The sequence below is a fragment of the Shimia sp. MIT910701 genome (genome assembly GCF_047126315.1).
In the GTDB taxonomy this organism is placed as follows: Bacteria; Pseudomonadota; Alphaproteobacteria; order Rhodobacterales; family Rhodobacteraceae; genus Shimia.
Genome location: NZ_CP138953.1, coordinates 2,079,150 through 2,091,842 on the forward strand (window position 1 = coordinate 2,079,150; position 12,693 = coordinate 2,091,842).

The window sequence follows — 12,693 nt, forward strand, 5'->3', positions numbered from 1 at the left end:
GACCCATAGGTGCTGACGTCAGACAGGCAGACCGACTTTACCTATCTCAAGGTTCTGGGGTGGGGCTGGTTCTATCTCAGCACAATCCTGGACGATTACAGCCGCTACATCATCTCGTGGAAGCTCTGCACGACCATGCGGGCGGAGGATGTGACTGACACGCTGGACTTGGCTTTGCAGGCGTCAGGGTGCGATCAGGTCCACGTTGTCCACAAACCGCGCCTACTCAGCGACAACGGCTCCAGTTATGTCTCGGGTGACCTGGCTGAGTGGCTGCAGGACAAAGGCATGAAACATTCACGTGGAGCGCCGTATCATCCCCAGACGCAGGGCAAGATCGAGCGTTGGCATCAAACTTTGAAGAACCGGATCTTGCTGGAAAACTATTTCCTGCCCGGCGATCTCGAAGACCAAATCGAAGCCTTCGTCGATCATTACAATCACCAGCGATATCACGAGAGCCTGAAAAACGTCACACCAGCCGATGTCTACTTCGGACGTGACCAAGCCATTCTGGAACAACGAGAAAGGATCAAACGGAAGACATTCGAAGCGCGACGCTTGCATCACAGTCAACGCGCAGCATAATCAAACCGACCCGATGAGCCGAACACTCTCTTAGTTCACGCCGCTTTTGGTTCCAAAAACTTTGACGACGGACAAACTTTGACGACGGACAGCCTCCATCTCTCAGAAATGCCGCGATCCGGCGGTAACCGTATCGGCCATACTGACGTGCCAGCTCAATCATATCCGCGACCAGTTTCTCTTCATCGGCTCGGCCCCGAGGCAACTTTCGTTGTGTAGATCGGTGTTGCTTCAGCACACGACAGGCTCGACGTTCAGAAATCCGGAACTGGCTTCGCACGTGATCGATACAAGTCCGGCGACGCGCGGGGCTTAGAAGTTTCCCTTCGCAGCTTCCGCCAAGATCAACTTGTCCAGAGTGAGGTCGGACACAGCCTTTCTCAGCCGTTCGTTCTCCTTCTGAAGGCGTTTTAGATCCCTAAGTTGGTCGGTTCCCATCCCACCATATTGCTTGCGCCAGCGATAATAGGTCTGTTCGGTTATGCGAACCTCACGGATCGCATCAACCCGCGCCATTCCTTGCCCGACAAGCACCTCAACCTGCCGTAACTTCGTGACAATTTCCTCGGGCTTGTGTCGCTTATTTCCCATCGTGAATCCTCCGTTTTCTAAACATAGCGGCGGACCACTTCAGTGGGGGAGGATCAAATTGCCCTATTTGCCCCCGTAGGCGCTGACGTTAGACATACTATTGGACCTTAATTAGGTAAACAGCCCACACCCATGCCGCTTCAATTTCATCAGCTACTGGATATTCAGTGGGTTCCACTAGCCAGAGTGGTCCACGACCACCAATAGATAATGGTACGCCATTCATCTGGGTTGCGAGCACCAAGTCTCTGCTTTCTAACTCTGACTGCTGAAATTCCCAAGAATATCCATCCAATGCTATAACTGTTACTGACTCTACATCAGCCTGAACATGAGACAGTACTGTATCTAATAGGGGGCCGGAAAATGAGTATGATCCATGCTCACCTTGCCATTTTTCAGCATGTGCGATTATAGTGTGCTGAGGTAATTTTTCTAAAGAAACTCGGTCGAAGCTATAAGCGCTCTCAAAGTCTGCCAAGCCTTGATAATGCATAAATGCATCGCCGAACTCGCTCAGCTCATCTCGATTTTTCACTCCAATTTCACCAAAAAGTGTCAAAATTTTAGGCGCAGGATTAGCCCGAGTATCAACCGGTTTGAGACCAATAACAATCATAAGATATCCCAAAAGTATCGTTCTGAACATTGAATTTACTCCTAGTCATTTGTGTTTTAGAGAATTTTTGAAAAGCTCTAGTCAAAGATTCAGGTGATAATTGCGAGTCATAATTAAAAGTATAGACGTATCGATCTGTTGAGATGCAGATTAGTTAATAGATGGTGTATCCACATGTAAGATGTGGGCAATGTAAAAAAGCAAACTTGTAGTCCAGATCGAGGTATCTATCTTAAGGCTGTAGTAAAAAATCGGTTTCCCAAATTTCACCAATACCTCTAAGTTGCGTGGATTTTCGCCTAGGTTAACCGTCTTTTTGGCGATTTCAAGACCATGTCAGAGGAAACCCGCTTGAAACGCACAGGGGGGGGGCGGTAGCGTTCCGCCATCCCATTGCCATCTCAAATTCGCTAATTCAAAACCACCCGTGAGAATATCCGCCTCGCAGTGATGAATTACATTCGGTTACCCCCTGCCGCTTAGGGTCAGGACCCATTGATTTCCATCTAATGGCATGCTTCACGGTTTGAAAACGAGCGGTGAACATGTCTGATCTTTTCTGGTTGACGGACGCGCAGATGGCGCGTCTTGAGCCCTTCTTTCCTAAATCCCACGGCAAACCACGCGTCGATGATCGACGTGTCTTGAGCGGGATTATCTTTATTAATCGCAATGGGTTGCGGTGGCGCGATGCACCTGCGGAGTACGGGCCGCACAAGACGCTGTACAACCGTTGGAAGCGTTGGAGCGACAAAGGTATCTTCGCGCAGATGATGGTAGGTCTGGCTGCCGAACACGGCGAAGAGAGGACTGTGATGATTGACGCCACCTACCTCAAGGCTCACCGAACCGCGACCAGTTTGGGCGTCAAAAAGGGGGGCGAGGACGCCTGATTGGCCGAACCAAGGGCGGTATGAATACCAAGCTGCACGCCATCTGCGACAGCCGGGGACGCCCTCTCAACCTGTTCGTTACAGCCGGGCAAGTCAGCGACTACATCGGCGCGCGGGCATTGGTGAGCAGATTGCCCAAAGTGGACTGGCTGCTTGGAGATCGGGGTTATGACGCCGATTGGTTCCGAGAAGCGTTGAAAGACAAAGGGATACGCGCTTGCATCCCTGGTCGAAAGCGGCGCAAAAAGACTGTAAAGTACGATAAGCGCCGCTACAAACGGCGCAACCAGATCGAAATCATGTTCGGCAGGTTGAAGGATTGGCGGCGTGTCCCAACTCGATACGACAGATGCCCGAAGGTCTTCCTGTCCGCCATCGCCCTCGCAGCTCTCGTTATTTACTGGCTATGAGTCCTGACCCTAGGAACGTCAAAGATCTGCTGCACGAACGTGACTTAGGTGTGAGCTATGGGCCTGTTCGGTTTTGGTGGCTGCGGCTTGATCCTAAATACGCATCAGAGAGCCGCAATAGACGAACTCAATCGATGCGTTGTCACTCGAACTGGAAATGTCACTTGGACGCGATGTTCGTGTAGATCAACGACGAGCGTTACTATCTTTGGCGTGCCGTTGATCATGAGGGTGAAGTCTTAGAAAGCTATGTGCCGTTGGCGCGAGACAGGGAGCGCGCATTGAAGTTTGCCAAGAAATCAATACCGCGCTACGGTCGGCTCACTCGCAACCGGCAAAGTCCGCGCTTGCGAAGCTGCGATGAAAGAGGTTGGCAGCTTGGATAGGCAAGAAACTAGCCGCTGGCTGAACCACAGAGCTGAGCATTCGCATTTTCCTTTTAGATGACGAGAACGCGCTATGCAGCGATTCTGGATGCTACGAAGTTCGCAGAAGTCCGCGTCAATTTACGCTTCTGTTGTCGACCTCTACAATTCGGATTTAAGTCTCTATTCAAGACAAAATTTCACACTTAACCGAGGCGCTGTTCTGACCAAGTGGTACCCACTTTGCGCCGAATAAAGGACCGAAAATCTGTCCTCGCTTAGACTAGTTCGAACTAGTCTGACAGCACTTCTGTGCCGGCAGTTTGTGATCGAGGTTTGCTCAATTCAGACCGCACATATGATAGTAAAGCGGTGAGATCTGCTTTGCGCACTGGTTTGGAAATGGTGTGGTCCAGCCCGCATTCCAAATATTGCTTTAGTTGATGCGTCATCACATTGGCAGTCACGGCGATCACTGCTGAGGTGGGGGCGTCGCGCTTTTTGACATTCTCCCGGATCGCTGCGGTTGCCGCTAGGCCTCCAATGCCGGGCATGTTTATGTCCATAAAAATTACATCGTAGTAACTTTCCTCTGCTTTGCTAACTGCTTCCTCGCCGCTTTTTGCCTCGTCGATAACCGAACAAAGCGGCGTTGCAAATGCGCGCAGAACGCGGCGATTAACCTCACCGTCATCCACAATCAGGATGCTCAGCTTGTCACTGTCCAGCCCATGTTCCTGCTGTGCTGCACGCATATCCGCAATGCGGTGGAGCAGAGCTTTACCCCAAACATCTTCGACCATCATGCAGCTTGGTTCGTCTTGAATGATAGCCTTCAATTCAAAGCTTGCAGTAAAGCAACTGCCACGTCCCACGGTGCTGACCACGGATAGTGTGCCACCCATTGCCTTACACAATGCTGATGAAATCGATAGACCCAACCCGGTACCGCGTTGTAAGGCCTCTACTGAGCCTCCAGCCTGATAGAAAGGCTCAAACACTCGAGCAACATCGGTTTCTGACAGGCCAGGACCGCTGTCCTGAACACTTGCAACAAGGCGCATCGCGCTGGTCGCGCTGGTCAAATCGACGCTCAAACTTACGGTGACATAGCCGGTCTCAGTGAACTTCAGCGCGTTGGAAATCAGATTGTTCAGCACCTGGCTGATGCGCATGGCGTCCCCAACAGCATGTTTGGGCAAATTTGGGTCAACGATGACCTTCAGCGTCAGATTCTTGTTCCTGGCGGTATGCTCATGCAAGACTAGCAACTGTTGTCCTAGTTGCGCCACGTCAAAGGGCTCTGATATGATTTCAAAATCAGCAGATGCAATTTTAGACATGTCCAAAATGTCATTAATAGTGTTCTGAAGTAGCTCACCAGAAGTCAAAATTACGCCAACCATTTTCCTCTGCGCTTCGGTCAAAGATGTTTCTGAAAGTAGCTGCGCCATACCTAAAACTCCGTTTAGCGGTGTTCGAATTTCGTGGCTGACTTTGGCAACGAAGATTGATTTTGCTTCGTTCTGAAGATTCGCTTCTTGGCGCAAACCGCGTTCTTTGTTTGCTGATAGGACGTAGTTTAGGCATTCTACCAGTAAGTAGATCACCAAAAACGCCAAGGCGACCACGACTACGCGATTCTGAAACAGAGCATCCTGAGAACTTTGATACGCAGAGGCCTGCACAATAGAGCGATGCTGTTGAAGGAACTCAACTATCCAGATTTTGCGAAACGCGCTTACAAGCGCGGCCAGCTGCTCTTGCAATGGCGCTAAGACAGTCGTGGGCGGGCTCTCGGTGCGAATAATAGTGGTATCCAACTCTGACAAAAAAGCCCGATAGGTTTCAATCATGTTTTGAAGGTTAACGCTGGCCTCTGATTGCGCCGTATCAATCACATCGATCCGGCTCCACAGAATGTCCACCCTCATGCGTAACGTATCCAGAGAAAGATCACCTGCCATGTATCTATGCAAAGCAAGTTCCAGCCGATGGGTTTCGAAAATCGTCTCGTTTACTTTCCATGTCAGTGATGACAGATCCAAGGCGTTCTGGGTGGCCACTTCGACTCTTCTTGTCTCGGATACATAGGCAAAGAACACAATGCCTCCAACCAAGAATAGTACTACGGCGGGCCGCCACAACGCGAGGAAAAGGCGTAACGTCATGATCAAATCCTTACCCAAAGCCCTGCTCAATCAGCGGGCAGATAGACGGCAAAAGGCCAGGCTAACAGGCATGGACAACAACTCTATCGCTATGTGTCCGCACCCTAGTTTTCATAATTCTACCGAGCCGGCTGGTTACCGGATTTCCATGGAAACTAGCTGCCAAATCATTTCATTATCAAATTTCTTTAGCTTGGCCTCGTCTTCGGACTGCGGGTAAATGACCCAGATTGGCCCCTTGTCACGCACGGTCATCTCCTTGCCGTTGTGAAAAATTGCTAAAATAACCTCTTGGTTTTCCGCGTGTGCTACTGGAATATCCACAAAGTAGTCGTTTATCGCGTAAGCGCCAATTATGGTTCCTGATGCCGCAACGAAATCTAGTAACGATGATAGCCTAGGACCCTTAAATGTCTGCATGCCCTCGGTGAACGACGTAAAGGTATTAATCTCCTCCCATTCCAGCGCCCTAAGCAGGTCCAAGTCGAACTCTACGCCTGCCTGCGTGTTTGTTTTGCCAATAGCGCCAGATACAGTCAAAATGACTTCGCCGGTGGGCATAGGAAGCTGTTCTGCTGTCGCAGTCATTGAGAACGAAATGGTAGCGGCCGCAGCTGCAACAAGGCCTTTTAAGTGTATTGTCCAGTTGTTGTTCATTTACTCACTTCTCATCTGTCATCCAAGGACGTTCCAATCCACCCCAGTGTCGCTTTCTCTTGTTCCTGGCTCTGGAGCTTGGATCAGAGCATTTGGTTTGTTTTCGTTCTTTTGATACAAAAAACTATAGTATTTTACGAAAGATGAGTTAAGACTTCATTAAAACTAGCGCGGTCCACTTATTGCTCAACGCAGAAATCTTGAGCCTTCATCCGCTTGCTTTTTAGGCGTTGCCGCGTCATCACTGCCCCCTTAACCTGTTATTGCGCGCAAAGGCCCGGTAGTATGTGGGTTGTGCTTGTGGTCAGCCCCACCCAAGTGGTACAGTTTGATTGTTAGTGCATGATTGGCCTCTGGTCCATCGGGACGACGGTTTCCGGCGCCGGCGGGCGGTAGCCCAGAGCACTATGCGGTCGTTTGGTGTTGTAGTGTTTCCTCCATTGTTCGATCAGGATTTGAGCCTCGCGCAGGCTGTAGAAGACCTCACCGTTTAGAAACTCGTCGCGGAACCGGGCGTTGAAGCTTTCGCAGTATCCGTTCTCCCAGGGGCTGCCCGGCTGGATGTAGGCGGTCTTGGCGCCAACGGCTTTAATCCAGTCCTGAACCGCCTGAGCAATGAACTCTGGGCCGTTGTCAGAGCGGATATAGGAAGGCACACCGCGCAGGATGAACAGGTCGCTCAAGGCGTCGATCACATCGCCAGAGTTCAGCTTGCGCTTTACCCTGATTGCCAGACATTCCCGGCTGTGTTCGTCGAGGATGTTCAAAGTGCGGAACACCTTCCCATCGTCGGTTCGATGATGCACGAAGTCATAAGACCAGACGTGATTGCGATGCTCGGGCCGGAGCCGAACGCATGATCCATCATTCAGCCAGAGCCGCCCTTTCTTCGGTTGTTTCATTGGCACTTTCAGCCCCTCACGTCGCCACAGACGCTCCACACGCTTGTCGTTGATTTGCCAGCCTCCATCTCTCAGAAATGCCGCGATCCGGCGGTAACCGTATCGGCCATACTGACGTGCCAGCTCAATCATATCCGCGACCAGTTTCTCTTCATCGGCTCGGCCCCGAGGCAACTTTCGTTGTGTAGATCGGTGTTGCTTCAGCACACGACAGGCTCGACGTTCAGAAATCCGGAACTGGCTTCGCACATGATCGATACAAGTCCGGCGACGCGCGGGGCTTAGAAGTTTCCCTTCGCAGCTTCCGCCAAGATCAACTTGTCCAGAGTGAGGTCGGATACAGCCTTTCTCAGCCGTTCGTTCTCCTTCTGAAGGCGTTTTAGTTCCCTAAGTTGGTCGGTTCCCATCCCACCATATTGCTTGCGCCAGCGATAATAGCTCTGTTCGGTTATGCGAACATCACGGATCGCATCAACCCGCGCCATTCCTTGCCCGACAAGCACCTCAACCTGCCGTAACTTCGTGACAATTTCCTCGGGCTTGTGTCGCTTATTTCCCATCGTGAATCCTCCGTTTTCTAAACATAGCGGCGGACCACTTCAGTGGGGGAGGATCAGCTTGGAATGTTTGGTTCGTCTATGAATAGCTTGGCTAGCAATTGTATTTTCTCTGACGTCTGCGCCCATCGGGCCAAATAGGGCAATTGGCCTTGTATGAGGAAACCGGCTTGAGGCGAGTAGGGTGGGGCGTTTACGTTTCACCATTTAAAAACCGTGCCAATTTCGCAACTTCAAAACCAGCCCTTAGATCATCCGCCTCGCAGTGATGACGTACGTTCGGTTTCCCTTGTCGCTAAGGAATGTGGAAGATCTGCTAAACGAACGTGGCGCTGACGTAAGTTCCGAATCTGTTCGGTTCTTTTGGCAGCGGTTCGGGCCGAAGTTTACCTCTAAAATTCGCAAGAGGCGTACAGAATACATGCGGTCCCACTCGAACTGGAAGTGGCACCCCATCGATGTGTTCGTAAAGATCAATGGAGAACGGCATTACCTGTGGCGAGCGGTAGATCACGAAGGCGAGGTGCTGGAAAGCTACGTTACGAAAACGAGGTATAAGAGGGCGGCATTGAAATTCTTCAAGAAATCAATGCGTAGGCTTGGCTGTCTGGAAATAATCGTCGCAGACAAGCTTCAATCCTATAGTGCAGTATTGAAGGAAACTGAAAACTCTGATCGGCTGGGAACAGGTCGCTGGGTAGACAACTGAGCAGAGAACTCGCACCAATCTTTTCGACGAGGAAAACAGGCAATGCAAAGTTTTCTGAGGCTACGAAGTTTGCAAAAGTTCGCCTAAGTCCACCCTACGGTTCTCAACCTCTTCAAATCAAAGTGCAGTCTCTATTCTATACAAAACTTCAAATTGAACCGTGGCACCACTCTGGCCGAGTGGTGCCAACATTGTGCTAAATAAGGGGCAGAGATACTGTTCTAGCTGAGACTAGTTCGAATTAATCTGACAGTACTTTCTATTCCGCCGAAACGCCTGCGAACAGGAAGAAAATGTCTGACAATTTATGCAACATTTCTAGGCGAACATCCAAGAACGTCATTCTCAAAATTGCTTTGTTCGATAACGAAACTGCTCATCATCTTTTTAAGTTCCATCGCATCGTTGCTGACCAATGCGGTCGCGGCGCTCGACTCCTCAACCATTACGGAATTTTGCTGAGTGACGGAGTCCAAATGAACTGCGCCTTGGCTGATTTCGTTCACTGAAAGGGCTTGAATAGAGGCTCCTTCTGCAATCTTACTTACTAATTCAGAGATATCATCCACGCGGTCCACTATATTATTAATAGAATCTCCTGCTTTACCAACTAATTCAACTCCATCAGAAACATTATGGTCACTTTCCGATATGAGATTTTTAATTTCCATGGCAGCATCTGCCGAACGAAGAGCGAGTTTCCTTACCTCTGAGGCGACTACGGCAAAACCACGTCCTGCTTCACCGGCTCTCGATGCCTCAACTCCGGCATTTAGGGCCAATAGATTTGTCTGAAATGCGATATCATCAATAACGTTGATAGTTTGTGAAATTCGTTGAGAAGATTCGTCAATCTTTACCATCGCGGATATAGTATCCCGAACGATTTTACCACCATTGTGCGCGTCAGATCTGGTTTGCATGACTACGTCTCTTACATTTTCAGAATTTTTTGAGGCTTCAGAAACGCTAGAGTTCAGCTCGTCCAAAGCAGCAACCGTTTCCTCGAGAGTGGCTGCTTGTCTCTCAGTTCTTTTCGCGAGCTCCTCGGATGAGCTGGCGATTTCTGACGAGCCTATATCAATTCGATCTGCGATATCGGTGACTTGAGTAATTGCTTCTTCAAGAGTGGCTGCGGTGGTGTTGAAGTCATCTCTTAAACACTCGTATTCTGCAGGAAAGGTATCTTCGATTTTTATTGTTAGGTTTCCTTTAGCCATTTCGGACAGCCCTTTGCTGAGTGATTGTACAACCAATGTTTGCTTTTCTGCCTCTTTTGAGGCCTTGACACGCTCCTCTTCTCGGACTCTTTTGAGTGAGGTTCGGAAGACATCCAACGCGCGAGCCATCTCGCCAATTTCGTCATTCTGCTTTAGCCCGACAACATTGACATCATTGTTACCACTTGCCAGTTGACTCATAGCGGAACCAATACGCTGAACTCCGCTAACAATGCGGCCACCAATCAATAGAGCAGTCAAACCACCAACCAAGACTGCTGCGAATGACGCCCAAATTAATACTTTCGTAGTTTCATTTGAAATTGCTAAATTATCTGCGGATCGGTTCTGCATAAGGTTGCGCTCTATTACAGAAAAGTCACTCATTTTGGCCCTGAATGCATCGAAATAAGTTTTTCCACGCCCCACCGAAACTAAGTCGGCCATATTGTCCATTGTTGGGGAGTTTCCGATTTCGCGCCTCTTCATGATCATCGGTAAAACGATTTCTGTTTTCCAGTTTTTCACTAAATTTGAGATTTCTTCTATTTTTGATACTTGGTTTTGGTTGTCCGAGACTGTTTGTTTTATATCATTTTCGAGATCTGAAAATAACTTGTCTCCTGAATAATATGGATCAAGAAAACTTTCATCTCCTGATAACAGAAAACCTCTGAAGCCAGTTTCCATATTAATCGTGGATTCCCTGAGTGCATTTATCTTTCCTATTACTCGAAGAGTGTGCTCTACGGCGTCTACCCCATTTATTCTTTCATTCGAGAATCCAGCTTTGAATGCTCTCTTACGTTTCTCTAGAAGGGATTCTTCTACGCTAGTGAATTCGGATATTTTTCTTCGAATTTTGTCAAAGATTTTTTTACCACGACCTTCCTGTATGTCGGCTGATATATCGTTCATATTTGGAGCGTCACCAATTTCACGTCGCATCAATATTAATGGTTTCGCAACATTCTTATCCCACTCAAGTAGGATGTTCTCTGCCTCTGTTAATCTAGCTACCTGGGGGGGGTTATCATTTACCTTTCTTTGTAACTTGTGAAGTTGTTCAAATACCTTCTCCCGTCCAGCCTCATATGGCTCTAGGAATTCGTTCCGACCCGCAAGAAGAAAACCCCTCAACCCGGTTTCCATGTCTACAGCATAGGCAGTTATGTTTGCAGTTTCTTCAAGCACTTCATAAGTATGATTCACCCATTCACTTGTCGCATCCATTTTTTGCAAATTTCCCGATGTTTTAGTGCTTACGGCAACCATTAACATCAGTGGAATAGCGGCAATCATCAATGTCTGGTGCTTGATGCCCCATTTAAATTGGTTTCTAATCTTCGACTTTTCCATAGCACATTCCAGTTTCAGCTAAGTATTCTAAAAATTCCGCTCGTGCATAAAAGCTCATCGGTTAGGCGGACATAATCATTTAGTTGTGTCATTTTGATACTTTGAAGTGGTTGTAAATTTCTTACCATCGGAAGGGAACTTTGCATTGTCTGACGTCAGCGCGTTTTGGTCCACATAGGGCAAATTTGTTAGAGAGTGTTCTTGGCTCATCGTAACCACTGAGGAGTGTAAGATGAGAAAGACAAGTAAGAGCCCTGGTAAGAAGATCGTCAAAGATTTCAAACGGGCAGTACGCAAACAGTATTCCGCAGAAGAGAAGATCCGCATCGTGCAGGATGGCCTGCGTGGCGAGTACAACATCGCCGAACTGTGCCGTGGTGAGAGCATCTCTCAAGTCATATACTACAGGTGGTTGAAGGACTTTATGGAGGCTGGGAAGCGCCGACAGGCTGGTGATACGGCCCGTGCGGCCACAACCGATGAAGTCAAAGATTTGCGGCGTGAGGCGCGTGATCTGAAAGAAATCGAGGCGGAGCAAGCGTTGGAATTACGCCTTCTCAAAAAGCATGATCGACGCCCCTCGGGACATTGCTCCGCAATCCCCTGCCGGCCAATGGATAGGGGCGCTCAAGAATGCGGTATGCCGCATCTGAGAAGTTGGAGATCATCAGGCTGGTTGAGAGCTCGCCGCTATCAGCGCGTCAAACATTGGCCAAACCGGGTATCCTGCGTACGTTCTATCGTTAGTATGATCTTGTCCTGCAGCGTGGCGAGGCGGGGCTGCAAGACCAAATCCTTCAAGCCCAAGCACGTCTGGAACCGTATCCCTGATGAGGTGCGGCGCAAGTTTGTGAAGTTGGCGCAGAAGGAGACCGAACTGTCGCCAAGAGAGCTGACGGTGACCTTCACACACAGAGAAAGCTACTTTGTCTCAGAGGCTTCGGCCTATCGGATCTTGAAGGCGCACGACTTGATCACCAGCCCCGCCTTCATAGTGCTCAAAGCCGCACAATAATTCAAAGACAAGACGACGGCCATCAACCAGCTTTGGCATATTGACCTTGCCTACCTCAAGGTTCTTGGCTGAGGCTGGTTCTATCTCAGCGCGATCTTGGACGATTAAAGCCGCTACATCATCTCATGGAAGCTTTGCACGACCATGAGGGCAAAGGATGTGACTGAGACACTGGACTTGGCTTTGCAGGCATCAGGTTGCGATCAGGTTCATGTCGGTCACAAGCCTCGTCTTCTAAGCGACAACGGATCCAGTTAAGTTTCCACTGATCTAGCTGAATGGTTGTAGAACAAAGGCATGAAGTTCTCGCTCGGCGCACCATATCACCTCCAAACCCAGGGCAAAATTGAGCGTTGGAACCAAACTCTCAAGAACAGGGTACTGCTGGAAAACTACTTCCTGCCCGGCGACCTTGAAGCTCAGATCGAAGCCTTCGCAGACCACTACAAGCACCAGTGCTAACATGAGAGCCTGAACAATGTCACACGCGCCGATATCTACTTCGGCAGGGTTAAAGCCATTTTGGAACAACGAGAAAGGATCAAACAGAAGACGTTAAAAGCGCGCCGCTTGCATCACAGTCAACGCGCAGCATAATCAAATCGAACAGATGAGCAGAACACTCTATTAGTTTACG

7 protein-coding genes and 4 pseudogenes are annotated in these 12,693 nt (G+C 49.2%); 5 read left to right on the forward strand and 6 right to left on the reverse strand.

Features of this window, described 5'->3' with window-relative positions; genetic code table 11:
• Window positions 1-27: 27 nt before the first annotated feature.
• Window positions 28-588 (forward strand): annotated as a pseudogene (locus SIB38_RS09875) (transposase); the annotation flags it as partial.
• Window positions 589-679: 91 nt separating this feature from the next.
• Here the strand turns inward: SIB38_RS09875 and SIB38_RS09880 are convergent.
• A pseudogene (locus tag SIB38_RS09880) lies at window positions 680-1,179 on the reverse strand (transposase); the annotation flags it as partial.
• Window positions 1,180-1,276: 97 nt separating this feature from the next.
• Window positions 1,277-1,828: a molybdopterin-dependent oxidoreductase gene (locus SIB38_RS09885; RefSeq protein WP_412551945.1), complete on the reverse strand. Its 552-nt coding sequence runs from the start codon at window positions 1,826-1,828 to the stop codon at window positions 1,277-1,279.
• A gap of 515 nt (window positions 1,829-2,343) precedes the next feature.
• Between SIB38_RS09885 and SIB38_RS09890 the strand changes: the two genes are divergently transcribed.
• Window positions 2,344-3,101, forward strand: a protein-coding gene (locus SIB38_RS09890; RefSeq protein WP_412551946.1) for an IS5 family transposase whose coding sequence is annotated in 2 segments (ribosomal slippage) — window positions 2,344-2,665 and window positions 2,665-3,101 — 759 coding nt in all. Because the reading frame shifts where the segments join, the coding sequence is not laid out codon by codon here.
• A 185-nt stretch (window positions 3,102-3,286) separates the two neighbouring features.
• Complete coding sequence (locus SIB38_RS09895; RefSeq protein ID WP_412552034.1) at window positions 3,287-3,487, forward strand: DDE-type integrase/transposase/recombinase; 201 nt, start codon at window positions 3,287-3,289, stop codon at window positions 3,485-3,487.
• Window positions 3,488-3,759: 272 nt separating this feature from the next.
• On the opposite strand, the gene SIB38_RS09900 is transcribed toward SIB38_RS09895, so the two are convergent.
• The 3 genes from SIB38_RS09900 to SIB38_RS09910 all read right to left on the reverse strand — a co-directional run bounded on the left by SIB38_RS09900 (window position 3,760) and on the right by SIB38_RS09910 (window position 7,756).
• A complete protein-coding gene (locus SIB38_RS09900) occupies window positions 3,760-5,637 on the reverse strand; it encodes an ATP-binding protein (protein WP_412551947.1) in 1,878 nt (625 codons plus the stop codon).
• A gap of 135 nt (window positions 5,638-5,772) precedes the next feature.
• On the reverse strand, window positions 5,773-6,294 hold the full coding sequence (locus SIB38_RS09905) for an oxidoreductase (RefSeq protein WP_168591910.1): 522 nt from the start codon (window positions 6,292-6,294) through the stop codon (window positions 5,773-5,775).
• A gap of 335 nt (window positions 6,295-6,629) precedes the next feature.
• Window positions 6,630-7,756 (reverse strand): IS3 family transposase gene (locus SIB38_RS09910; RefSeq protein ID WP_412551948.1). Its coding sequence is split into 2 segments (ribosomal slippage): window positions 6,630-7,492 and window positions 7,492-7,756, totalling 1,128 coding nucleotides; the frame shifts between segments, so codons are not numbered across the junction.
• 247 nt (window positions 7,757-8,003) lie between these two features.
• On the opposite strand from SIB38_RS09910, the pseudogene SIB38_RS09915 reads away from it, so the two are divergent.
• Window positions 8,004-8,666 (forward strand): annotated as a pseudogene (locus SIB38_RS09915) (IS6 family transposase).
• Window positions 8,667-8,767: 101 nt separating this feature from the next.
• On the opposite strand, the gene SIB38_RS09920 reads toward SIB38_RS09915, so the two are convergent.
• Window positions 8,768-11,041 carry a CHASE3 domain-containing protein gene (locus SIB38_RS09920; protein WP_412551949.1) on the reverse strand — a complete coding sequence of 758 codons (2,274 nt, stop codon included), beginning with the start codon at window positions 11,039-11,041 and terminating at the stop codon, window positions 8,768-8,770.
• A 232-nt stretch (window positions 11,042-11,273) separates the two neighbouring features.
• Here SIB38_RS09920 and SIB38_RS09925 point away from each other — a divergent pair.
• Window positions 11,274-12,653, forward strand: a pseudogene (locus tag SIB38_RS09925) (DDE-type integrase/transposase/recombinase).
• Window positions 12,654-12,693 lie beyond the last annotated feature (40 nt).

Bases quoted from the DNA above. Each gene is read 5' to 3' on its own strand.
- SIB38_RS09885 (WP_412551945.1), bottom strand. From the start codon at position 1,828: ATGTTCAGAACGATACTTTTGGGATATCTTATGATTGTTATTGGTCTC.
- SIB38_RS09900 (WP_412551947.1), bottom strand. From the start codon at position 5,637: ATGACGTTACGCCTTTTCCTCGCGTTGTGGCGGCCCGCCGTAGTACTA.
- SIB38_RS09905 (WP_168591910.1), bottom strand. From the start codon at position 6,294: ATGAACAACAACTGGACAATACACTTAAAAGGCCTTGTTGCAGCTGCG.
- SIB38_RS09920 (WP_412551949.1), bottom strand. From the start codon at position 11,041: ATGGAAAAGTCGAAGATTAGAAACCAATTTAAATGGGGCATCAAGCAC.